This window comes from Arthrobacter sp. BPSS-3, assembly GCF_044628475.1.
In the GTDB taxonomy this organism is placed as follows: domain Bacteria; phylum Actinomycetota; class Actinomycetes; order Actinomycetales; family Micrococcaceae; genus Arthrobacter.
In genome coordinates, this window is record NZ_JBIMMV010000005.1 from 1 (window position 1) to 20,920 (window position 20,920).

The window sequence follows — 20,920 nt, forward strand, 5'->3', positions numbered from 1 at the left end:
CCTCGAACCAAGCCCGAACCAACGCCCTGCAGCCATGGCTAAACTTCTACAACAACCACCGGCCACACGGCAGCCTCGGAGGCAAACCACCCATCAGCAGGTGCAACCAACCTACTGACTGAGTACAGCTAGGACGCGCGCCACAGCACGACATGAAGCGCCCGTGAACACTTGGGTGGCTGGATGGCGGGGCCGACGGCGGGAGGCTGGCGGGGGGCTGGAGCGAATGGTCAGAGGACGGGCAGGACGGTCATCCCGCCCAGGTACTTCTGCAGCGCGGCCGGCACGTTGACCGAGCCGTCCGGGTTCTGGTGGTGTTCCAGGATGGCCACGATCCAGCGGGTGGTGGCGAGGGTGCCGTTGAGCGTGGCGACCGCGCGGGTGCCCTTGGGGGTGCCGTCCTCGGTGATCACGCGTTCGCGGATGTTGAGCCGGCGCGCCTGGAAGGTGGTGCAGTTGGAGGTGGAGGTCAGCTCGCGGTAGGCGCCCTGGGTGGGGACCCACGCCTCGCAGTCGAACTTCCGCGCCGCGGAGGTTCCGAGGTCGCCCGCGGCGGTGTCTATCACGCGGTAGGGAAGCTCGCATTTGGCCAGCATTTCCTCTTCCCAGGCCAGCAGCCGGGCGTGCTCTGCGGCGGCTTCCTCGACCGTGGTGTAGATGAACATCTCCACCTTGTTGAACTGGTGCACGCGGATGATGCCGCGGGTGTCTTTGCCGTGCGAGCCGGCCTCGCGGCGGTAGCAGGAGCTCTGGCCGGCGTAGCGTATGGGGCCGGCGGAGAGGTCCAGGATCTCGTCCGCGTGGTAGCCGGCGAGGGCCACCTCGGAGGTGCCCACCAGGTAGAGGTCGTCCTCGGCGAGGCGGTAGATCTCGGCGTCGTGCTTGACGTCGAAGCCAGTGCCCTGCATGGTCTCGGGACGGACCAGGGTGGGGGTGATCATCGGGACGAAGCCGGCGTCGATGGCCTGTTCCATGGCCATCTGCAGCAGCGCCATCTCGAGCCGGGCGCCGACGCCGCGGAGGAAGTAGAAGCGGGAGCCGGAGACCTTGGCGCCGCGTTCCATGTCGATGGCGCCGATCAGCTCACCGATTTCCAGGTGGTCCTTCGGCTCGAAATCGGGGAACTCGCGCGGGGTGCCGACGGTCTTGACTACGACGTAGTCGTCCTCGCCGCCCTCCGGGACGCCGTCCTCGACCAGGTTGGGAATGCCGCGCAGCAGCTCCTCCTGGGCGGTCTGGGCGGCGTCGGCCTCGGCGGACGCTTCCTTGACCGACGCGGCAAGGACCTTGACCTCGGCCAGCAGGGCCTGCTTCTCCTCGCCCTTGGCCTGCGCCACCTTCTTGCCGAAGGCGTTCTGCTCGGCGCGGAGGTTCTCGTAGCGGATCAGGGCCGCCCGCCGGGACGCGTCCGCGGCGATGATCGCGTCCACCACGGATTCGTCGGCGCCGCGGGCGCGCTGGCTGGCGCGGAACTTGTCCGGATTTTCGCTGAGGTCTTTTACGTCGATCACCAGACAAGAGTATCGAATCCGCACGGTGACGCCGGGCAGTCCGGCCGCGGGGCGGGCCCGGGTTAGTGTTGGAGCACCATGCGCGACTGGCTGCTCTACCTCGTCATCGCTGGAGCCCTGGCCTTTGCCCTCTCCAGCTGGTGGGGCGTGCGCCGGCTCAAGGCCAAACACACGCGCAGCGCCGTCTGGGAGGAGACCCACCATCCGGGCCTGGAGCGGCAGAAGGTCGCGGTGGTGCTGAACCCCATCAAGGCCCGTGCGGCCGAGGCGCGTGCCCTGGTGGAAGGGGCGTGCCTGGCGGCCGGCTGGGAGGCCCCGCTCTTCTACGAGACCACGGCGGAGGATCCCGGCTTCTCGCAGGCGCGTGCCGCCGTCGCGTCCGGCGCCGACGTCGTCCTGGTAGGCGGCGGGGACGGCACCGTGCGGGTGGTCGCCGACGTCCTGGCCCACTCGGACATCGCGATGGGGCTGCTGCCGCTGGGCACCGGGAACCTGCTGGCCCGCAACATCCACCTGGACATCGGGAACCTGCATTCCTGCGTGGAGACCGCCCTCTTCGGGCACCAGCGCTTCATCGACACCGCCCGGATGAAGGTGGCCAACGGCATCACCGGCCAGTCGTCGGAGCACGCCTTCCTGGTGATCGCCGGGATCGGGATGGACGCAGAGGTAGTTAGCGACACCAGCGACGGCCTGAAGAAGGCGGTGGGCTGGCTGGCCTACACCGAGGCCGGGGTGCGGCACCTGCCGGGCCGGCGGAAGCGGGTGTCCATCTCCCTGGACGACGAACCGGAGCAGTCACGCAAGATCCGCAGCGTCCTGTTCGCCAACTGCGGGCTGATTCCCGGTGGCATCGACTTCATTCCGCAGGCAATGATCGACGACGGGATGCTGGACGTGGTGGTGATGAGCCCGCGCAGCGCGATCGGCTGGCTGGCGATGTATTGGAAAATCGTGCTCAAGCACAAGCGGAACCTGCCCGTGATGACCTACTACCGCTCGGGCAAGGTCGTCATCACCTGCGCCGAGCCGATGCCGACGCAGGTGGACGGTGACCCCTCGGGCGAGGCCACGAAGGTCACCGTCCAGATCGCCCCCCGGTCCCTGCTGGTGCGGGTCCGGGAAGACGAAGCCGTCTAGCCTAGCTGGCTTCCTTGCCGGCCTCTTCGGCCTTCTTTGCGTCCTCGGCAGCCTTGGCGGCGCGCGCCTCGCTCTGTTCGCGGATCATGGCCTGCTCCTCTTCGAAGCGCAGCCGGTCCGCGCGGTCTGCGTCGTCACCGTCCCAGTCCTGGTTCTCCGCCGTCGGCTTGGGGTTCACGATCATCCCCTGGCCATCGTTGTCATTGCTCGTCGTTGACATGCCCTGCTCCCTCCAGTCGAGGTCTATCCCGGTTTGGTTCCCGCCAGCATACGCCCGTTTACGAGGGGCGAAAGTGCAGGATGGGGCATTTGTCTACGCTTTGGGCGAATGCCAGGGAGCGCTATCCGGCGGTCAGGGTTTCCCCGTCGGAATCCGGGGCGGCGCCGGAGCGGAGGCCCTCCACCCAGGCGTGGGCGGCGCGGAATGCCTGGTCCGAGGTGTGCGGCTGGACCTCGGTGCGCTGACCGTCCGCGCGGCCGTAGGAGCCAAGGAAGCGGGTGGCCGGGCTGATCCGGTGCAGTCCGGCGAGGGCGTCGGCCACCCTGGCGTCGAGCACGTGGCCGTCGGCGTCGATGCTGAAGAAGTAGTGGCCCAGGTACTGCCCGGTGGGGCGGGACTCGATCCGGCTGAGGTTGACCCCGCGGGTGGCGAACTGGTCCAGGATCTCCATCAGCGCGCCGGGCCGGTCCTCCGGGAGCGGCACCACCACGGTGGTCTTGTCCGACCCGGTGGCCGCCGGCAGCTCACCGGGACGTCCCACCAGCACGAACCGGGTGACGGCGCCGGGGTTGTCGCCGATGTTCTCCGCCAGGACCTGCAGGCCGGGCTGTTCCGCCGCGACGATTGGCGCGCAGATGGCGGCGTCGTAGGGGGCGCCGTCGAGCAGTCCCATGGCCGCGGCCGCCGTCGAGGACCCCGGGATGTATTCCGCATGGGGAATATGAGCGTCCACCCAGAGCCGGCACTGCGCCCAGGCGTGGCCGTGAGTGGAGACCCGGCGGACGTCTTCGAGCCGCACCCCCGGCCGGGCGACCAGCACGAAGGTGATCGGTACCAGCGCCTCGCGGAGGATCCGCAGTTCGGGGCCGGTAGCGATGGCATCCAGGGTGGCGGTCACGCCGCCCTCCACCGAGTTCTCGATCGGCACCATGGCCGCGTCCGCCTCGCCGGCACGGACCTTGTCCAGGGCGGTGTTGACGTTCGACGCCGGGATGCGGATGGCCTCCGCGGCGCCGGGAACCTGCAGCAGGGCCGCCTCGGTGAAGGTTCCCTCCGGTCCCAGGAACGTGTACGTGAGCGGTGCGGCAGGCATGGGGTCCCTTGGGGTTAGAGGATGACGGGCTTGAGGCCGTTGTCGGACACCAGCGGCAGGCCGGTCTCCAGCCACTGGTCCATGCCGCCGGCGACGTTGAGGGCCGAGTAGCCCTGGCCCACCAGCCACTGGGCGGCGCGGAAGGAGCGGCCGCCGGTGCGGCAGATGACGTAGAGGTCCTCGTCCGGGTCCAGCTCGTCGATGCGGCCGGGCAGCTGGTCGAGCGGGATGTGCAGCGCGCGCTCGGCGTGTCCGGCGGCCCATTCGTAGTCTTCGCGGACGTCCAGTATCTTCGCCGACTCGGGGATGTCGGAAACGGTCACGGTATCGATGTCACTCATGGCAGTCCTCTCCGCAGTACCAGGTGTGCCTCCAGCGTATCGCCAGCCCTGCGCCCTCCCGCGTCCGGCGCGTCAGGTTACGCTTCTGGGACGACGTAGGGAGACCGATGGCAGCGAACCTTGGCTGAGATCCACGAACTGTCCGCCGTGGCGCTGCGGGACGCCCTCCGCGCCGGCGCACTGTCAGCCCGCGAGGCAGCGGCGCATTTCCTGGCCCGGATTGGGGAGCAGAATCCGCGGCTGGGCGCCTTCATCACGGTCACCGCGGAGCAGGCCGCCAGGGATGCCGACGCCGCCGACGCGGCATTCCACCGGGCCTCCAAGGCCGGCGTCGTGGACTCGCTGCCGCCGCTGCACGGCATGCCGGTCGCGTTCAAGGACCTGACCGACGTCGCCGGGGTCCCCACCAGCCACGGCAGCGCAGCGCTGGAGGCCCGGCCGGCGGCGGAGGACGGCGCCCTGGCCGCGGCGTTGAAGGGCGCGGGCGTCGTGTCCCTCGGCAAGACCCAGGTTCCGGAGTTTGGGCTTACCGCGTACAGCGAGAACCGGATCGCCCCGCCCTCGCGTAATCCGTATGCGCTCAGCCGAAGCTCGGGCGGTTCCTCCGGCGGCAGCGCGGCGGCCGTGGCGTCGCGGCTGTTGCCGTTTGCGCCGGGCTCCGACGGCGGCGGGTCCATCCGTATCCCGGCGTCGGCCTGCGGCCTGGTGGGGCTCAAGCCCGGCCGCGGGCTGGTGCCCGCCGGGGAAAGTCCCGGCGACCGGGCCGGACTGGTGGTGGCCGGGCCGCTGGCACGCTCCGCCGGGGACGCCGCGCTGCTGCTGGACGCCCTCGCACCGCCTGAGCCGGGCCGGCAGGGCTATCTGGAGCGCACCGGGCAGGCTCCTCCCCCGCTCCGGATCGGCGTCAGCCTGGACAGCCCGTGGCAGGCCGCCTACCCGATCGCCCCCGAGCGCGAGGCTCTGGCCGCGCTGGCCGCGGGAATCGACCTGCTGGAGCGGGCCGGGCACCTGACCGGCGAGGCGTCCATCCGGTACGACAACCGGTACCCGGCGGCCTTCACCACCGCCTGGACGGCCGGCGTCGGAAGCGCCCGGGTCCCGCCGCAGCGCGAACCGCTGTTGACCCCGTTGACCCGGACGTTCCGGCGCCGCGCGCAGCAGCGGAGCGCGGCCAAGCTGGAGGAGGCCCTGTCTTTCCTGCGGACCTTCCAGCGGGACACCCTGGCCCAGTACGCGGCGTGGGACCTGATGCTGATGCCCGCGCTGGCGCAGATCCCGCGCCCGGTGGGCTGGTTCACCGGGGCCGTGCACGGCGACGGGTACTGGCCCGCCGCGGAGTGGGCCGGCGACGCCGACGAGGACTACCGCCGGCAGTGCCAGTTCGCGCCCTGGTCCTCGATGATCAACGTCTGCGGGCTCCCGGCCATCAGCATCCCTGTGCACTGGACCGGCGGGCGGCCGGGCGAAGGGTTGCCGATGGGCATCCAGCTGGTCGGGCCGATGGGCTCGGAGGCCCTGCTCCTGCAGGTCGCGGCGCAGCTGGGCTACTGACGCCGGCTTTCTGAACCACCGGGCCGGAGCCGCGGATTTCCCGGCCGCCCCCGGCTGCGGTTTACTGGAGCGGACACGGCCACTGGCGGCCCCGACGACGGAAGAGGGATCGATGAAGATCACCGGAGCAGTGCTTGAGGAGATCGGCAGGTCCCGCCCGTTCGCGGAGTCCAAACCCATCAGCATCGCGGACCTGGAACTTACCGGCCCCGGCCCCACCGAAATCCTGGTCAAGCTCGAGGCCGCGGGCATTTGCCACTCGGACCTCAGCGTCGTGGACGGGAACCGGGTCCGGCCCGTGCCGATGCTGCTCGGCCACGAGGCGGCCGGACGGGTGGTGGAGGTCGGCGCCGAGGTCACGGACCTGGCGCCCGGCCAGCGCGTGGTGATGTCCTTCTTGCCGCGCTGCGAACAGTGCGAAAACTGCGCCGCCGACGGCCGGCTCCCCTGCACTGCCGGTTCCAAGAGCAACAACGAGGGCACCCTGCTGCACGGCAGCCGGCACCTGAGCCGGGACGGCGAACCGGTCCACCACCACCTCGGCGTCTCCGGCTTCGCCAGCCACGCCGTCGTCGACCGCGCCTCCGCCGTCCCCGTGGACGACGACATTCCCGCCGACATCGCCGCCGTGCTTGGCTGCGCCGTCCTCACCGGCGGCGGGGCGGTCCTGAACGCCGCCAAGCCGCGCCCCGAAGACAGCGTGATGATCGTGGGCCTGGGCGGCGTCGGCATGGCCGCGTTGATCACCGCCGTGTCGCAGGGGATCTCCCGCATCATCGCCGTCGACACACTCCCGGAGAAGCTGGAACACGCCCGGCGCCTCGGCGCCCACGAGGCGTACACCCCGCAGGAACTGCCCGAGCTGGGCGTGAAGGCGCGCTACGTCATCGAGTGCGCCGGCAGCGCCCGCGCCTTCGAGACCGCATTCGCCGCTACCGCCGTCGGCGGCACCACCGTCACCGCCGGCCTGCCCGCCCCTGACGCTCTCGCGCACCTCTCCCCGCTGACAATCACCGCGGAGGCCCGGACCATCGTGGGCAGCTACCTCGGCTCCGCGGTCCCGGCCCGCGACATCCCCACCTACGCCCGGCTCTGGCGGGAGGGCAAGCTGCCGGTCGAGGAGCTCATCACCTCGCGGATCAGCCTGTCCGGGATCAACGAGGCCATGGACCAGCTGGCCGACGGGAAGGCCGTGCGGCAGGTCATCCTGTTCGACGCCGACTAGCGGATCCACGTGCGGAAACATCGCGAAACACCCCGGTATTGACTTGCGCCGGGGCCGTTCCGAATGTGACAATCCCGGGCTGCGGTGTCAGCATTAAGTAAATGAGCACAACTCATTTAGCTGATCCCCCCGCGACCACGCCGGGCGACACCTCCTTCTTTGGCCACCCGAAAATGCTGGCCAGCCTCTTCTCCGTAGAAATGTGGGAGCGTTTCTCCTTCTACGGAATGCAGGGCATCCTCCTGTACTACATGTACTTCTCGGCCACCCAGGGCGGCCTCGAGATCGACAAGGCCCTCGCCGCCAGCCTGGTTGGCGCGTACGGCGGCGGCGTCTACCTCTCCACCATCCTCGGCGCCTGGCTCGCCGACCGGCTCTTCGGCTCCGAGCGGGTCCTCTTCGGTTCCGCGATCATGATCATGGCCGGCCACATCGGCCTGGCGCTGATCCCGGGCATCCCCGGCCTGATCACCGGCCTGGCGCTGGTAGGCATCGGCTCCGGTGGCCTGAAGGCCAACGCCACCGCGCTGGTGGGAAGCCTGTACCGGGAAAAGGACGAACGCCGCGACGCCGGCTTCTCCATCTTCTACATGGGCATCAACACCGGCGGCCTGATCGGCCCGCTGGTGACCGGCTGGCTGCAGGAAAGCCAGGGCTTCCACTGGGGCTTCGGCGCGGCCGCCATCGGCATGGCGATCGGCCTGAGTATTTACGCCATGGGCCGCGGTAAGCTCCCCGCCGAGGCGCACCGCGTCCCTAACCCGCTGCCGGCCACCCAGCGCACCCGCTACGGCCTGATCTTCGCGGCGATCGTCGTCGTCATCGCCCTGCTGCTGGGCACGGGCGCGGTGAACGCCAACAACCTGGCCATGTCCATGGCCTATGCCGCGATCGGCGCCTCGGTGCTGTACTTCGTGCTGATCTACAGCAGCAAGAAGGTCACCACGCTGGAGCGCGGCCGCGTGACCGCGTTCATCCCGCTGTACATCGCCTCGGCCGCCTTCTGGGCCCTGTTCCAGCAGCAGTTCACCTTCATCGCCGTGTACTCGGAGGAGAAGCTGGACCGGAACCTCTTCGGCTGGGAAATGCCGGCCGCCTGGGTCCAGTCGATCAACCCGGTGTTCATCATCATCTTCGCCGGCGTGATGGCCGCGCTGTGGACCCGGCTTGGCCGCAGGCAGCCCGGCTCGGCACTGAAGTTCTCCATCGGCCTGTTCGTGATGGGCCTGGCGTTCCTGGCGTTCATCCCGCTGGCCGGCGGCGGCAAGACCCCGCTGCTGGCGCTGATTGGGATCCTGTTCCTGTTCACCCTCGCGGAGCTGTTCCTCTCCCCGATCGGCCTGTCCGTGACCACCAAGCTGGCCCCGCAGGCGTTCCACACCCAGATGGTGGCGCTGTTCTTCCTGTCGGTGTCGCTCGGAACCACGCTGGCCGGCATTCTCTCGGGCCTCTACAACCCGGACGATGAGCTGCCGTACTTCATCGGTGTCGGCGGAACCGCAATGATCCTGGCGGTCGGCCTTGCGGCGGCGTCCCCGGCCATCAAAAAGCTCATGGGCGGCGTACGCTAGGCCGAATGAGCACCCCGCATCGCCCGCCGGTTGAGGCGCGCGTCTACGTCCCCGCCCCCGGCGAGACGTGCGACGTCGAGCTCATGCCGGCGGGCGATGTTACTGAGGGGGTGGTGCGGGTCGGCGGGACCATCCGTCGGCCGCACCAGCCCCAGAGCCTCGCCGTCGCGGCGTACCTGGACTGGCTGGAGGACGCTGGATTCGACGGTTCGCCCCGGTTCCTGGGCCGCGACACCCAGGGCAAGGACGTGCTGACCTTCCTGCCGGGGGCCTGCGCCGGGGCCGAGCCGGAATCCTGGGTCCAGTCCGAGGAGCTCCTGGCCTCCGTGGCCCGGCTGGTCCGCCGGCTGCACGCGGCCTCCGCTGGGTACGTCCCGGACGGCCACCCGTTCCCGGACCGGCCGTTCCCCGTTCCTGGTTCTGCCTCCGACGGCCCGGTCCTCGTATGCCACCTGGACGCGACGCCGCAGAACGTGGTGGTCCGGGACGGCCTGGCCGTGGGGCTGGTGGACTTCGACCTTGCCGGTCCCGCCACCGCCCTGCGCGATTCGTACAACGCCGCGATGCACTGGGTGCCGTTACGGGCCCCGGAGGACGTCTGGCCCGGCTGGGCCGGCACGGACCCCGTCCACCGGCTCCGCATCTTCGCCGACGCCTACGGCTGGACCCCGGAAGAACGACGCCGGGTGCCCGCCCTGGGCATCGAGGCGGCGGAGCTGAGCTACGGCCGGATGCAGGAGCGGGCCCGGACGCTCGGCGGCGGCTGGGCCAGGATGTGGGACGAGGGCGTGGGCGGACTGATCCTGCGCCGCCGCGACTGGCTGGAGGCCAACGCCGGGCGGCTGCTGGAGGCCCTTAGCGGGTAACGAAGTCCGCGTTGGAGAAGGCGACGCCAAGGACGATGACCACCAGCAGCGTGATGGCGATCGCGATGTAGCCCAAGACCAGTCCGGCGATGGCCAGGCCCCGGCCGCCCGGTTCGCGGAGCAGGGCCAAGTGCCCCAGCAGCACCGCGGCGAGCTGCGGGAGCAGGAAGAAGCCCAGGCCCAGGAAGGCCGCGATGCCGCAGCAGAGGCTGGCGATGCTGAGGCCCTTTGGGGCGGCGGGCACCGGGTAGTAGAGCGGCTGGCCGTAGGCGTCGACGGCGGGAGGCTGCTGCCGGGCGCCTCCCCGGTAGTCCGGGGGTCCGTAGGCGCCGGGGCCGCCCATACCCGAGCCGGCCGGGCCGTAATCGCCGGCGGGGATCCCCTGGTGGGGCGCGGACGGTGGCATCGGCGGGACCTGACCGCGGTAGCCGCCGTCGTACCCGTGCCCGGTCTGCTCGGTCATGGCACTCCCCTTGTTGACGTGTGTTCGTCCAGCGTACCGCCGCGATGCCGGCCCGGGCGGGAGCCTTCCCGCCGCCGTCCCGCCGTCACCCGCGGCCGCATTGCGACCAAACCGTGCCACCGGGCCCGCGGTTCTGGCATGCTGGAGCCATGGCTAGCCGCGCGGGCACAGTTGCCCAACCCCAGGACCTTGTTGACCTCACAGCGCTCCTCGACGCGTACTACGACGTCGCGCCGAACCTCGAAGACCCCGGGCAGCGGGTGGTGTTCGGCACCTCCGGCCACCGCGGCTCCAGCCTCAAGGCCTCGTTCAACGAGCCGCACATCCTCGCCATCACCCAGGCAATCGTGGAATACCGCGCCGGGCAAGGCATCACCGGCCCGCTCTACCTGGCCAAGGACACCCACGCCCTGAGCGAGCCGGCCCAGAATTCCGCGCTTGAGGTCCTCGCCGCCAACGGCGTGCACGTGCTGATCGATGCCCGCCACGGCTACACGCCCACGCCGGCCCTCAGCCACGCGATCCTGACGCACAACAACAAGGCCGCGGCCGGCGCCCCACAGGCAGACGGCATCGTGGTAACCCCCAGCCACAACCCGCCCGGCGACGGCGGCTTCAAGTACAACCCCCCGCACGGCGGCCCGGCGGACACCGACGCGACCGGCTGGATCGCCAACCGCGCGAACGAGCTGCTCGAGAACGGCCTCCGCGGCGTCAAGCGGGTTCCGATCGCCGAGGCGATCGCCGCCGGCACGACCGGCAAGTTCGACTTCCTCTCCAGCTACGTCGACGACCTGCCCTCCGTCCTGGACCTGAACGCCATCCGCGACGCCGGCGTCCGGATCGGCGCGGACCCGATGGGCGGCGCCTCCGTGGATTACTGGGGCGAGATCGGTGAACGCCACCACCTGAACCTGACCGTCGTGAACCCCACGGTGGACCCGCAGTGGGCCTTCATGACCCTCGACTGGGACGAGAAGATCCGAATGGACTGCTCCTCACCCGCCGCCATGGCGTCCCTGATCCAGCGGATGGGAGCGGGCGCGGACGGCGCCGCCCCGTTCGACATCGCTACGGGCAACGACGCCGACGCCGACCGCCACGGCATCGTGACGCCCGTCGTCAACGGCCGGGGCGGGCTGATGAACCCCAACCACTACCTCGCCGTCGCCATCGACTACCTGTACCGGCACCGCACCGGCTGGAACCCGCAGTCCGTGATCGGCAAGACCCTCGTGTCCTCCTCAATCATCGACCGGGTCGCCGAAAGCCTGGGACGGAAGCTCGTGGAGGTACCGGTGGGCTTCAAGTGGTTCGTTCCCGGCCTGCTCTCCGGTGAGGGTGCCTTCGGCGGCGAGGAATCCGCCGGTGCCTCCTTCAACAAAATGGACGGCAGCGTCTGGACCACGGACAAGGACGGCATCCTGCTGGCCCTGCTGGCCTCCGAGATCACCGCCGTCACGGGCAGCTCGCCGTCCGAGCTGTACAAGGGCCTGACCGACCAGTTCGGCGACCCCGTCTACGCGCGCATCGACGCCGCCGCGACCCGCGAGCAGAAGGCCGCCCTGGGCAAGCTCTCCTCCTCGGACGTCAGCGCGACGGAACTGGCCGGCGAGACGATCACCGCAAAGCTGACCGAGGCTCCCGGCAACGGTGCGGCCATCGGCGGCCTGAAGGTGGTCACGGAGAACGCCTGGTTCGCGGCCCGCCCGTCGGGTACCGAAGACGTCTACAAGATCTACGCCGAGTCCTTCAAGGGCGAGGATCACCTCAAGCAGGTCCAGGCCGAGGCGAAGGCGCTGGTGGACTCGGTCATCTCTTGACCCTTTCCCCGGGGCGCTGCGGCGCCCCGGGCCTGACGTGCGCGTCCGCTTCGGCGGACGCTTGGGCGCTGCGGCGCCCCGGTTTCCTGACCCGGCCCGCTCAGACGGTGCCGGCGGTTTCTTCCTCGCGGAGGGTGGCCGCCAGCACCGACTGGTCGCGGCCCTGGGTCTTGGCGCGGTAGAGCGCAGCGTCGGCGCACTCCACCAGGGCCTTCAGGTCCGCCCGGCCGGCCCCTGTGGCGGTAATCCCATAGCTGACGGTGGGAAGCTTGGCCTCAACCTGGGGCTGCTTGTCCTGCAGCTGCCTGCTGATGGCGGCGGTCATGTCCTCGGCGCGCTCGGGGCTCACACCGGGCAGGAGCAGGATGAATTCCTCGCCGCCGTAGCGGCCCACCAGGTCGGTGGAGCGGACCGATTCGGTGCACGCGTCGGCGAAGGCCTGCAGCGCCACGTCGCCCGCGGCGTGGCCGTACCGGTCATTGACGGTCTTAAAGTGATCCAGGTCGGCCAGCACCAGGGCGGCCGGTGTCCGGGCGTTGCCAAGCCGGCGAAGTTCCTCGGCGGCGAGGTCCATGAACGCGGTCCGGTTGAGCAGCCCCGTCAGCCCGTCCACCGTGGCCCGGGACCTCAGGTCACGGGTCAGCTGCTCGTTGCTCAGTTCCACCATGGTGAAGGAGGCCACCACCAGGACCATCGTGGTCAGGATGGTGGTCACCACCGAACCGAAATACGTTTCGAAGACCGGGCTGTTCGGCCCCTGCAGCAGGAACACCACCAGGCGGCCGACGTAGAAGACGGTCAGCAGGGCGGAGCCGTAGGCGAGCGGCCGGTGAACGCGGGAGTAGTCGACCTCGAGGAGGAAGAGCTCCCGCGAGGACAGCCCCAGCATGAGTGCCATAAAGCCCAGCATCACTGGTCCGCCGGACCAGTTGTTGGTGGCCGGGCTGTCGAAGATGGATACCAAACCGGTGAGAACCGGACCTGCGATCAGATACCAGATTTTGGGACTGGTGGAGCGCAGCGAGCGGGCGCCCGCCCACATGGCACCGGCGCCGCCGACCAGCAGGGTGTTTCCGAGCGGGTTGGCCCACTCCTGATGCACGGTGCCGTCCAGCAGGTAGGAGGCGGAGCCGGTGAGGAACAGCAGCAGCGCGGAACACCACCAGGCGCTGTAGGCCGAGCGGGTTTTGCGGTACGTAATGAAGAAGAAGAGGAAGAGCAGCGTCAGCGTGACGACGGCCAAGGAAACTCGCAGGGTCGACGTATCAAGCACCATCCGCTTTTTCTCCCGCCAGCACCCGGTGACCCCATTTCAGCGGTGTCAGACTCCCCATGTGCCCCCAGTATGGCACCCCGGGATAAAAATGAAGAGCTTCATTCACAATGTGGCATCCCACAGCGTCAGGACCTTGCGGGAACTGTGGGTTCCACCCGGCGCCATATCCACCAGCGCCACCCGGTCGAGGACCAGCCGGTCACCGGTCTTCAGCAGTTTGGCGCCCTGGTGGGAGACGTGGGGGCGGTAGCCGGAGCGGGTGTAGGCACCGGTGGCGACCCGCCCGTGCAGCGATTCGACTATGTCGAGCAGCCCTTCGTGCAGCTGCTGCAGGCGCTCGTTGGGTTCGATCAGGGTGACCGGGATGGAGCCGTTCCGGCCGAAGTTGGCCGGTTCCCCGGCCGTGAGGACCTCGCCGAGGGCGGCGCGTACTATCGGGTCCATGCGCCGGGCGATCTCGGTTTCCAGAGGGTCCGACACCAGCGAGTCGGCTTCGAGCGGGCCGGGGTCCGTTGGACCGGTCTCCGGGTTTACGGGGCACGACGCCGAGGGCGCCGCGCCCGACGCCGGGGCCAGGTACCCGCCGTCGTCGTCCTTTGCCTCCGCGGGCGGGTCCGCGACGTCGAAGCGCACCAAGGTGATGTGCAGGGGCCACGCGTCGCGGGCGAAGACCTGCCCCGCACTGACGGGTTCTACGAAGGCGACGGCCACCAGGTTCCGCATGGGCCCAGTCTGCCACCGAGCTAGACGGTGCGGACGACGTCCTCGTAGGCGAACTTCGGCTTCGGGGCGCCCCAGGCGTTCTCGGCGGGACGGCCGATGTTGACCACCATGAAGCTCTTCTGGCTGCCGTCGGGGAAGAACGAGGCGTCAATCGCGGCGAAGTCGGCGCCGGTCATGGGGCCCGCGGAGAAGCCGAGGGAGCGGACGGCGAGGATGAAGTAACCGGCCTGCAGGTGGGCGTTGTTGTTGCCCGTGGCGGCGGCGAGGTCCGGGGAGGCGTCGTACATGGCCTTCGGGGCGTTGTAACCGGGGAGGAAGGCGTCCCACTGTTCGTGCCAAGCGGTGTCGGTGCTGAGGATGGCGACCAGCGGAGCGGAGGCGGTCTTGGCGCGGTTACCGGCGGACAGGGCGTCAACTAGCGTGGCGCGGGCCTCGTCCGAGCGGACGTAGGTGATGCGCAGCGGCTGGGAGTTGAAGGCGGTGGGGCCGAACTTGGTCAGTTCGTAAATGGCGCGGGCCTGCTCGTCGGTGACCTCGCCGGTGAAGGCGTTAGCGGTGCGTGCCTGGGCGAAGATGGCGTCTACCGCCTCGGCGTCGATTACTGCTTCTTCGTGGGCGATGGTCATGTGCGTCTCTTTTCCCTGGTCTGCGTTGCTGCTGTCTTAGGAATTAACCGGCGCCTTCAGCGGCCGCTTCCCGTCTCAGGGCGTGAGATCAGCCACATCCGACGCCTGTGCGCGGGCGAACATCCGGGCGCTGTCCCGGCGGTAGCCGGCGGCGTGCTCGTGCAATTCCGTGCGTCCGCTCTCGACGGCGCGCTGGTCGGAGTACTCCGCGAGTTCCAGCAGCCGCCGGCCGAGGGTTTCAAAGATGTCGGCGTGGGCGAAGGGCTGACCGTAGGCCTCGATGAGATCGTCCAGCCGGCCGGGCTTTTCCTCCTCCGCGGGTTCCCCGGAACCGGTCCCCTCGATCAAGGGCACCAGCTGATAGGCCAGGTAGGCGACGTCCCAGATGCGGGGACCGGGAGAGGCGGCGTCGAAGTCGAAAGCCCCGGTGAGTTTCCGGTTCCGGAAGACCATGTTGTAGGGGGCGAAGTCGTTGGCGCAGACCACCTCTGCCGGTTCGTGGGTGGCCAAAAGCCAGGGCCGGCTTGTGTCCGCGAGGTGGGCTCCGGCGTCGTGGATTTTCCGCAGCATGGTGGCGGCGTCGCGGAGGATGTCCGGGTGCCAGATCCAGGCGGGGAGTGGGTAGCGGACGACGTCGCCCGGCACGAACGTGAGGATCTCACGGCCCTGCTCGTCGAGGCCGAGCGCTTCCGGGACGTTGGTGACGCCGCCGGCGTGGAGGGCGTGGAGGAAGTCATGTACCGCGGGTGTCCATGGACCGGTGTTGCGGCGGACGGTGTCCCCCACGCGCACCACGACGCTCGAGTTGCCGCCGTCCAGGACCTCTTCGTTCTCCACCGCACCAATCTATGCGGTTCCGGGCTGGTTTCTTGTTGGCGGGCGTTGTTGTGGGCAGCCTTGGCTGCCCCGGTTGGCGGGCGGCCCTAATTGTCAGAGGTCGGCGGGACAGTTGAATTATGGACGCACTGGCTGCGGTTTCTTCTCTACTGGCTCACCGGCCGATCGGTGACGGGCGCATGCGGCCCGCCTGGGCGAGGTTAATTGTCAGAGGTCGGCGGCAGGATTAACCCATGAACGCAACAGCTGCGGTTTCGTTTCTACCGGTCCCCGGACCGGTAGCTGGCGGGCGCGGCGGTATTGCATTGGGGGATATCGCCGCTTCGCTGCGGGAGGTTTGCGCGGCGGCGGTCGACGACGCCGGGGTGCTGGGTTTCACTGAGGCGGCGGCTTTCGCCGGGGACGTGGAGGAAATCGCCCGAGCCGTGGAGTTCCTCCAGGTGGTTGCTGCGGGCGCCGTCGACCGAACGCGAACCCAGGCCGCCGCAGCCGATGCTTCTGATCGCTCAAAGCCTGGGCCGGAGGGTGAAGGGTGCCGGCGGACCACGGACTTCCTCCGCGATCGGTTGCGGATCAGTACCGCCGAGGCGCACCGGCGACTGTGCCTTGCCGGGGAACTTCTGCCCCGGGTTGGGCTGACCGGCCAGCCGATCCCGGCCGTTCATGAGGAACTGGCCGCGGCGTTCGCGGAAGGGGAGGTCCCGTCCCGGTCCGCGACCATCATCACCCAGGCACTGGACCGGGTCCGGCTCCTGGCCGATACCGCCACCCTGGCCCGGATGGAAGAAGTCCTGACCACGCTCGCGGCGGTTCATGACCCGGACTTCCTGACCCGGGTCGCCCGCCGCTGGATCGACGGCCTCGACCAGGACGGCACCGAACCCACCGAAGAACTCCTCCGCCAACTCCAGGGTGCGTTCATCCGCCGACCCCGGCACGGACTCCAGCACCTGGAAATCTTCGCCACCACCGACCAGTTCGAACACCTCCTCACCGTCATGAACACCGCCACCAACCCACGAACAGCCGCGACCGTTCCCGGCGCAGTGGATGCCAGCGGGACCACCCCGACCGCTGCCGACAAAGCCGACGCTGAAGGCTGCGCAGTTTCGCCGGAGAAGGCCTTCGCTGCGGAATCGGGAGTCTCCGAGGAACGGCTGGACCTCCGGACCCGTCCGCAACGGCTGCTCGACGGCCTGATCGGCGCCTGCAAGGCCGCCCTCGCCACCGGCGGGCTCCCCGCCACGGGCGGACTCCGCCCTCAGGTCATGGTCACTATCGACTACAGCGACCTCCTCACCCGCCTCACCACCGCCGACGGTCGTGGCCCGCAGGACGGGTCAGCATCCGGGACCCTGGGTCTGGCCGCGACCGGGACGCTGGCCTTCACCGGACCCGTCACCGCCGCCACCATCCGCAAAATCGCCTGCGACGCGGACATCATTCCCGTCCTCCTCGGCAGCGAGGGCCGGGTCCTGGACATCGGCCGGACCAGCAGGATCTTCCCGCCACACATCCGCAAAGCCATCACCGCCCGCGACAAAGGCTGCACCTTCCCCGGCTGCACCATCCCCGCCCCCTGGTGCGAAGCCCACCACATCGACTACTGGTCCCGCGGCGGCCCAACGAGTACAGACAACGGTGTCCTGTTGTGTTCTCACCACCATCACCTGATCCACAAAGAACAATGGACCATCCAATCCCGCGCCGGGACTCCCTGGTACATCCCGCCACCCCACCTCGACCCCCACCAAAAACCCCGACAAAACCACTACTTCACATAGTGAAGGCAGAGCGGAAGGGCGCGGACGGTATGGAGCGTCACTCCGATCTACAAGGCTGACTCGAGAAGGGCGCGCCGCAGAAGCAACTGCCTGTGTGGGCAGAGGCTGCGGTAACGGCGACGGCCACTTGCGGCGCACGGACTCCGCTGGAGCCCGGCGGTCAGTCCGAGGGCAAGGAGCCACCAACTTGGATGTCCTCAGGCCGAGGCAGCCACGTCGGTCATCAGTTCCCATCGGCTCCGGACGAACGCCGCCAGAGATACGGCGTCGTGGTCGACACCCGGACCAGTCCGGAGCGTTCCAGGATGGGACGCGAAAACTCGGTCGAGTCGCTGTGGATGAGCGTCTTGCCCAGGTCCAGCGCCGCACGCGCCCGGGCGGCGGTGACAGCGCGGTAGATGCCCCGGCCGCGCCATTCCGGCCGGGTTGCACCGCCCCAGATGCCGGCGAAATCGGTTCCGGGGACAGGTTCCAGGCGCCCGGCGCTGATGAACATGCCGTCGTGTTCGGCCACCCAAAGCTGCATCCCGTCGTCAAGGGCCGCGCGGCGCAACACCGCCTCGGCGTGGCCGTCCGAATCGGGGCTGCCGAAGACCTCGTCCTGCATGGCGCACATCGCCCGGATGCCCGCCTCGTCGGACACCTGCCCGACGGTCACACCCGGCGGGAGGTCGACGTCGGCCGCCAAGCCGCTGGCCGCGCCGATCATGATCGACTCAGTCTCGTCGGCCTCCAGACCGTTCTGGAGAAGCGCCTCATGCAGGCCGGGGGCGTGATCGTGGCCGCGGGTCTTCCACTCGAACCGGTCAATCCCGGGTTGGGCGCGGTAATACTCGACGGTCTCCGCCACCCACCCGGCGATCGTCGGCGCATCTGCCCCGTCCAGATCCCGGTAGGTCACGAACCCCCGGCCGCCGGAAAAGGTGACGAGACGCAGCGGACCCAACCGTTCGACGGCCACGGCACTTGGGGTTTCGGCGTCGGTGCGAAGCTGCTGGTCATAGGCCGCGAGGAGCTCAGTCGTCGTCATCGGGCCCACGATACAGCGGCATCGCCGGGCGGCACTGTCATGCCGCGGTAGGCTCGGGCCATGCCGGAGCCCGCCGATCACACCGCTGTCCGGTCCGCATATGACACGGTGGCCGAAACCTACGCCCAAGTCCTGCCGGACCTCGGCTTCGAAGCCGCCGAAGATCTGGCCATGATCGAGCGCTTCGTCACGGAAGTCAGCCACTCAGCGGGCCGGAAGGTAATCGACGCAGGCTGCGGTGCCGGGCGGCTCGCAGCCCACCTCCGGGACGCCGGGCTGAACGTTACCGGCGTGGACCTCTCCCCAGGCATGGTGCAGGTGGCCGGACGTCTGAACCCGCAGATCGAGTTCACCGCCGGCGATCTCACCGCACTCCCGGCCGCAGATGGGTCCGTGAACGGCGTCGTGGCCTGGTATTCGATCATCCACCTCGAGCCCGGCGACATACCGGCCGTCGCCCGCGAGTTCGCTCGGGTCCTCCGGCCGGGCGGCGCCGCGCTGCTCGCCTTCCAGGTCGGAAGCGGCTCCCGCACCGTGACGCGCGCGTACGGGCACGACGTCGTGCTCCGCGCCGAACTGCACAACCCCGGCGACGTCACGCGCAGCTTCGCCGCCCACGGCTTCGCGCCGCTGGAGCAACTGCTCCGGCCGCCGAGGGAGTCGGAGAAGCAGCCCCAGGCCGTGCTCCTTTTCCACAAAGACACCGGACCGCAGCCACGGACCGCCGCCCGCTGACGCCGTCGCGGTAAAGTGTCACCCGGAAGATTCCTTCCCAGCCCCGCGACACCCTTTTTGAAAGGCTCACTGCCATGAGCATGCTCGGAACCAACTGGAAGATCCACGGAAACGGCAAGTCCATCCGCCCCGGCGAGGTCGTCCGGCCCGACGAGCGCCTGGCGTGGCCACTGACCATCGGCGTCGGCATGCAGCACGTCGTGGCCATGTTCGGCGCCACCTTCCTGGTTCCGATCATCACCGGCATGCCCCCGGCCACCACCCTGTTCTTCTCCGGCGTCGGCACCCTGCTGTTCCTGGTCATCACCAAGGGTCGCGTTCCCAGCTACCTCGGCTCTTCCTTCGCCTTCATCGCCCCGATCATGGCCTCGCAGCAGCAGTTCGGAATCCCCGGTGCGCTCGGCGGCGTGGTGATGGCCGGCATCGGCCTCGCCATCATCGGCGCGATCGTGCAGAAGTTCGGGGCGGGCTGGATCAACCGCCTCATGCCCCCGATCGTCACCGGTGCCATCGTCGGCCTGATCGGCCTGAACCTCGCCCCCGCGGCCAAGAACAACTTCGACGCCGCCCCCATCACCGCCCTGATCACGCTCGCCGTCATCATCGTGGTCAGCGTCTTCTTCCGCGGCATTCTCGGCCGGCTGAGCATCCTGGTGGGCGTCGTCGTCGGCTACCTCGTCGCGATCATCCGCGGCGAGGTCAACTTCGCCAAGGTCGACGCCGCCGCCTGGATCGGCCTGCCGCACTTCCAGACGCCCGAGTTCCACCTCGGCGTCGTCGGCCTCTTCGTGCCGGTGGTCCTGGTGCTGGTGGCCGAGAACATCGGCCACGTGAAGTCCGTCTCCGCCATGACCGGGCAGAACCTCGACGGCGTCTCCGGGCGCGCGCTGATGGCTGACGGCGCCGCGACGGTCCTCGCCGGCCTCGGCGGCGGCTCCGGCACCACCACCTACGCCGAAAATATCGGCGTCATGGCCGCCACCAAGGTCTATTCGACGGCGGCGTACTGGGTTGCCGGCCTCTTCGCCGTGATCCTCAGCTTCTCGCCGAAGTTCGGCGAACTGATCGCCACCGTCCCGGCAGGTGTCCTGGGCGGCGCCGCCACCATGCTGTACGGCATGATCGGCGTACTCGGCGTGAAGATCTGGGTGCAGAACAAGGTCAACTTCTCCAACCCGGTCAACCTCACCACGGCCGCCGTCGCCCTGATCGTCGGCATCGCGGACTACACCTGGACCATCGGCGACCTGAAGTTCACCGGCATCGCCCTCGGCTCCGCCGCCGCGCTGGTGATCTACCACGGCATGAAGGCCATCGCGAAGGCCCGAGGAACGGTCGCCGAGCCGGAAACCGAGGACGCCGCCGTCGCCGCCGCTGCCCGGGGCGCCGTGAACGCAGCAGCCAAGCGCGCCCCCAAGAAGCGCCGCTAAGCGCGGACCCGCGGCCTGGAACACGGCAAGGGCGGCGCCTCTCCCGGGAAGGAGGGGCGCCGCCCTTGCTGTCTATTGCTGACAAAGCCGGCGGTTAGCCGGCGTTGAAGGACTCTTTGTCCTCGTCGTCGCGATCCTTCGGTGAGTGCTCCTCCGGCAGGTCCGTCCCGGAGCCGTCCGGAATGCCGGCGGCGTCCTGCCCGGACTCCGAGGAGAACGGGCGCCCCGGTTCGGCTTCCTCGGTGTTGGCCGAGTCCATGTCAGCTTCCGACGACGGCACGGCGCCGCCGTTCTCGGCTGCGGTCTCGTCGCCGGACTCGAAGCCCTGCTCGGTGCTCTCGTTTTCCGCGTTCATCTGCTCCTCCGTTCCTCCGAAGCGTCCCGCTCCGGGTTCTCCTGCACTGTCCTGGTCTTCCGCGCCGAACTGGCTCAGATCCGGGGCGCCGGCCGGGAAGGTCTCACCGTCCGGGCTGTCCTGGTTCAGGCCCGCGGCGTCGAACGCTTCTTCGTCGCGCGGCTGGGCGAAGCTCTTGGTGTCGCCGCCGGGCATCTCCTGCTCGGCGGTGGGTGTGCCGTAGCCGCCTGCTTCTTCCTCGACGACGCGGTGCTGGTCTTCAGACATGTGCTTCCTCCTGGTTAGCGGCGGCCGGCGGTCAGCCTGGCAGAATTTCCCTG

The 20,920-nt window shown here is 69.3% G+C and carries 21 protein-coding genes; 10 read left to right on the top strand and 11 right to left on the bottom strand.

Annotation, left to right across the window (positions count from 1 at the left end; genetic code table 11):
* Positions 1-26 precede the first annotated feature (26 nt).
* Positions 27-122, top strand: coding sequence for a hypothetical protein (locus ACFVY3_RS09205; RefSeq protein ID WP_400159658.1), 96 nt, complete (start codon positions 27-29; stop codon positions 120-122).
* Between the two features lie 108 nt (positions 123-230).
* Here the strand turns inward: ACFVY3_RS09205 and serS are convergent, their stop codons facing one another.
* Positions 231-1,511 carry a serine--tRNA ligase gene (serS, locus tag ACFVY3_RS09210; RefSeq protein ID WP_400159505.1) on the bottom strand — a complete coding sequence of 427 codons (1,281 nt, stop codon included), beginning with the start codon at positions 1,509-1,511 and terminating at the stop codon, positions 231-233.
* A 78-nt stretch (positions 1,512-1,589) separates the two neighbouring features.
* On the opposite strand from serS, the gene ACFVY3_RS09215 reads away from it, so the two are divergent.
* Positions 1,590-2,651 (top strand): diacylglycerol/lipid kinase family protein, encoded by a 1,062-nt coding sequence (locus ACFVY3_RS09215; RefSeq protein WP_400159506.1) that lies wholly within the window; start codon positions 1,590-1,592, stop codon positions 2,649-2,651.
* 1 nt (position 2,652) lies between these two features.
* Here the strand turns inward: ACFVY3_RS09215 and ACFVY3_RS09220 are convergent, their stop codons facing one another.
* The 3 genes from ACFVY3_RS09220 to ACFVY3_RS09230 all read right to left on the bottom strand — a co-directional run bounded on the left by ACFVY3_RS09220 (position 2,653) and on the right by ACFVY3_RS09230 (position 4,305).
* Positions 2,653-2,871, bottom strand: coding sequence for a hypothetical protein (locus tag ACFVY3_RS09220; protein WP_290257029.1), 219 nt, complete (start codon positions 2,869-2,871; stop codon positions 2,653-2,655).
* Positions 2,872-2,992: 121 nt separating this feature from the next.
* Entirely contained in the window at positions 2,993-3,964 is a 972-nt protein-coding gene (gene pheA / locus ACFVY3_RS09225) for a prephenate dehydratase (RefSeq protein WP_400159507.1), read from the bottom strand.
* Between the two features lie 14 nt (positions 3,965-3,978).
* Entirely contained in the window at positions 3,979-4,305 is a 327-nt protein-coding gene (locus ACFVY3_RS09230; RefSeq protein ID WP_290257031.1) for a rhodanese-like domain-containing protein, read from the bottom strand.
* Positions 4,306-4,425: 120 nt separating this feature from the next.
* On the opposite strand from ACFVY3_RS09230, the gene ACFVY3_RS09235 reads away from it, so the two are divergent.
* From ACFVY3_RS09235 to ACFVY3_RS09250, 4 genes are all read left to right on the top strand, one after another.
* The gene (locus ACFVY3_RS09235) at positions 4,426-5,856 is read left to right on the top strand and encodes an amidase (protein ID WP_400159508.1); all 1,431 of its coding nucleotides are present in this window, start codon (positions 4,426-4,428) and stop codon (positions 5,854-5,856) included.
* A 112-nt stretch (positions 5,857-5,968) separates the two neighbouring features.
* Positions 5,969-7,081, top strand: a complete 1,113-nt coding sequence (locus ACFVY3_RS09240) for an alcohol dehydrogenase catalytic domain-containing protein (RefSeq protein ID WP_400159509.1) — start codon at positions 5,969-5,971, stop codon at positions 7,079-7,081.
* A 101-nt stretch (positions 7,082-7,182) separates the two neighbouring features.
* Positions 7,183-8,652: a peptide MFS transporter gene (locus ACFVY3_RS09245; RefSeq protein ID WP_400159510.1), complete on the top strand. Its 1,470-nt coding sequence runs from the start codon at positions 7,183-7,185 to the stop codon at positions 8,650-8,652.
* Between the two features lie 5 nt (positions 8,653-8,657).
* Positions 8,658-9,518 carry a phosphotransferase gene (locus tag ACFVY3_RS09250; protein ID WP_400159511.1) on the top strand — a complete coding sequence of 287 codons (861 nt, stop codon included), beginning with the start codon at positions 8,658-8,660 and terminating at the stop codon, positions 9,516-9,518.
* On the opposite strand, the gene ACFVY3_RS09255 is transcribed toward ACFVY3_RS09250, so the two are convergent.
* A complete protein-coding gene (locus ACFVY3_RS09255) occupies positions 9,508-9,981 on the bottom strand; it encodes a DUF4190 domain-containing protein (protein WP_400159512.1) in 474 nt (157 codons plus the stop codon). The genes ACFVY3_RS09250 and ACFVY3_RS09255 overlap by 11 nt on opposite strands.
* Before the next feature lie 149 nt (positions 9,982-10,130).
* Between ACFVY3_RS09255 and pgm the strand changes: the two genes are divergently transcribed.
* Complete coding sequence (gene pgm / locus ACFVY3_RS09260) at positions 10,131-11,804, top strand: phosphoglucomutase (alpha-D-glucose-1,6-bisphosphate-dependent) (RefSeq protein WP_400159513.1); 1,674 nt, start codon at positions 10,131-10,133, stop codon at positions 11,802-11,804.
* A 100-nt stretch (positions 11,805-11,904) separates the two neighbouring features.
* Here pgm and ACFVY3_RS09265 read toward each other — a convergent pair whose 3' ends face one another.
* The 4 genes from ACFVY3_RS09265 to ACFVY3_RS09280 all read right to left on the bottom strand — a co-directional run bounded on the left by ACFVY3_RS09265 (position 11,905) and on the right by ACFVY3_RS09280 (position 15,266).
* A complete protein-coding gene (locus ACFVY3_RS09265) occupies positions 11,905-13,080 on the bottom strand; it encodes a GGDEF domain-containing protein (RefSeq protein ID WP_400159514.1) in 1,176 nt (391 codons plus the stop codon).
* A 102-nt stretch (positions 13,081-13,182) separates the two neighbouring features.
* Entirely contained in the window at positions 13,183-13,803 is a 621-nt protein-coding gene (locus ACFVY3_RS09270; protein ID WP_400159515.1) for a hypothetical protein, read from the bottom strand.
* 20 nt (positions 13,804-13,823) lie between these two features.
* On the bottom strand, positions 13,824-14,429 hold the full coding sequence (locus ACFVY3_RS09275) for a malonic semialdehyde reductase (protein ID WP_290257041.1): 606 nt from the start codon (positions 14,427-14,429) through the stop codon (positions 13,824-13,826).
* A 75-nt stretch (positions 14,430-14,504) separates the two neighbouring features.
* A complete protein-coding gene (locus ACFVY3_RS09280) occupies positions 14,505-15,266 on the bottom strand; it encodes a phosphotransferase (RefSeq protein ID WP_400159516.1) in 762 nt (253 codons plus the stop codon).
* Positions 15,267-15,499: 233 nt separating this feature from the next.
* Between ACFVY3_RS09280 and ACFVY3_RS09285 the strand changes: the two genes are divergently transcribed.
* Positions 15,500-17,050 (top strand): DUF222 domain-containing protein, encoded by a 1,551-nt coding sequence (locus ACFVY3_RS09285; protein ID WP_400159517.1) that lies wholly within the window; start codon positions 15,500-15,502, stop codon positions 17,048-17,050.
* A gap of 223 nt (positions 17,051-17,273) precedes the next feature.
* On the opposite strand, the gene ACFVY3_RS09290 is transcribed toward ACFVY3_RS09285, so the two are convergent.
* Positions 17,274-18,080 (bottom strand): GNAT family N-acetyltransferase, encoded by an 807-nt coding sequence (locus tag ACFVY3_RS09290; RefSeq protein WP_400159518.1) that lies wholly within the window; start codon positions 18,078-18,080, stop codon positions 17,274-17,276.
* 60 nt (positions 18,081-18,140) lie between these two features.
* On the opposite strand from ACFVY3_RS09290, the gene ACFVY3_RS09295 reads away from it, so the two are divergent.
* Positions 18,141-18,815 (top strand): class I SAM-dependent DNA methyltransferase, encoded by a 675-nt coding sequence (locus ACFVY3_RS09295; RefSeq protein ID WP_400159519.1) that lies wholly within the window; start codon positions 18,141-18,143, stop codon positions 18,813-18,815.
* Between the two features lie 74 nt (positions 18,816-18,889).
* Complete coding sequence (locus ACFVY3_RS09300; protein ID WP_400159520.1) at positions 18,890-20,245, top strand: uracil-xanthine permease family protein; 1,356 nt, start codon at positions 18,890-18,892, stop codon at positions 20,243-20,245.
* 94 nt (positions 20,246-20,339) lie between these two features.
* Here ACFVY3_RS09300 and ACFVY3_RS09305 read toward each other — a convergent pair whose 3' ends face one another.
* Positions 20,340-20,867: a hypothetical protein gene (locus tag ACFVY3_RS09305; RefSeq protein ID WP_364137981.1), complete on the bottom strand. Its 528-nt coding sequence runs from the start codon at positions 20,865-20,867 to the stop codon at positions 20,340-20,342.
* Positions 20,868-20,920 lie beyond the last annotated feature (53 nt).

Excerpts from the sequence above, each read along its gene's own strand:
- ACFVY3_RS09240 (WP_400159509.1), top strand. The coding sequence starts at position 5,969 with ATGAAGATCACCGGAGCAGTGCTTGAGGAGATCGGCAGGTCCCGCCCG.
- ACFVY3_RS09285 (WP_400159517.1), top strand. The coding sequence starts at position 15,500 with ATGAACGCAACAGCTGCGGTTTCGTTTCTACCGGTCCCCGGACCGGTA.
- ACFVY3_RS09295 (WP_400159519.1), top strand. The coding sequence starts at position 18,141 with ATGCCGGAGCCCGCCGATCACACCGCTGTCCGGTCCGCATATGACACG.
- ACFVY3_RS09230 (WP_290257031.1), bottom strand. The coding sequence starts at position 4,305 with ATGAGTGACATCGATACCGTGACCGTTTCCGACATCCCCGAGTCGGCG.
- ACFVY3_RS09265 (WP_400159514.1), bottom strand. The coding sequence starts at position 13,080 with ATGGTGCTTGATACGTCGACCCTGCGAGTTTCCTTGGCCGTCGTCACG.
- pheA (WP_400159507.1), bottom strand. The coding sequence starts at position 3,964 with ATGCCTGCCGCACCGCTCACGTACACGTTCCTGGGACCGGAGGGAACC.
- ACFVY3_RS09220 (WP_290257029.1), bottom strand. The coding sequence starts at position 2,871 with ATGTCAACGACGAGCAATGACAACGATGGCCAGGGGATGATCGTGAAC.
- ACFVY3_RS09275 (WP_290257041.1), bottom strand. The coding sequence starts at position 14,429 with ATGACCATCGCCCACGAAGAAGCAGTAATCGACGCCGAGGCGGTAGAC.
- pgm (WP_400159513.1), top strand. The coding sequence starts at position 10,131 with ATGGCTAGCCGCGCGGGCACAGTTGCCCAACCCCAGGACCTTGTTGAC.
- ACFVY3_RS09245 (WP_400159510.1), top strand. The coding sequence starts at position 7,183 with ATGAGCACAACTCATTTAGCTGATCCCCCCGCGACCACGCCGGGCGAC.
- ACFVY3_RS09305 (WP_364137981.1), bottom strand. The coding sequence starts at position 20,867 with ATGTCTGAAGACCAGCACCGCGTCGTCGAGGAAGAAGCAGGCGGCTAC.
- ACFVY3_RS09250 (WP_400159511.1), top strand. The coding sequence starts at position 8,658 with ATGAGCACCCCGCATCGCCCGCCGGTTGAGGCGCGCGTCTACGTCCCC.
- ACFVY3_RS09255 (WP_400159512.1), bottom strand. The coding sequence starts at position 9,981 with ATGACCGAGCAGACCGGGCACGGGTACGACGGCGGCTACCGCGGTCAG.
- ACFVY3_RS09300 (WP_400159520.1), top strand. The coding sequence starts at position 18,890 with ATGAGCATGCTCGGAACCAACTGGAAGATCCACGGAAACGGCAAGTCC.
- ACFVY3_RS09270 (WP_400159515.1), bottom strand. The coding sequence starts at position 13,803 with ATGCGGAACCTGGTGGCCGTCGCCTTCGTAGAACCCGTCAGTGCGGGG.
- ACFVY3_RS09215 (WP_400159506.1), top strand. The coding sequence starts at position 1,590 with ATGCGCGACTGGCTGCTCTACCTCGTCATCGCTGGAGCCCTGGCCTTT.
- ACFVY3_RS09290 (WP_400159518.1), bottom strand. The coding sequence starts at position 18,080 with ATGACGACGACTGAGCTCCTCGCGGCCTATGACCAGCAGCTTCGCACC.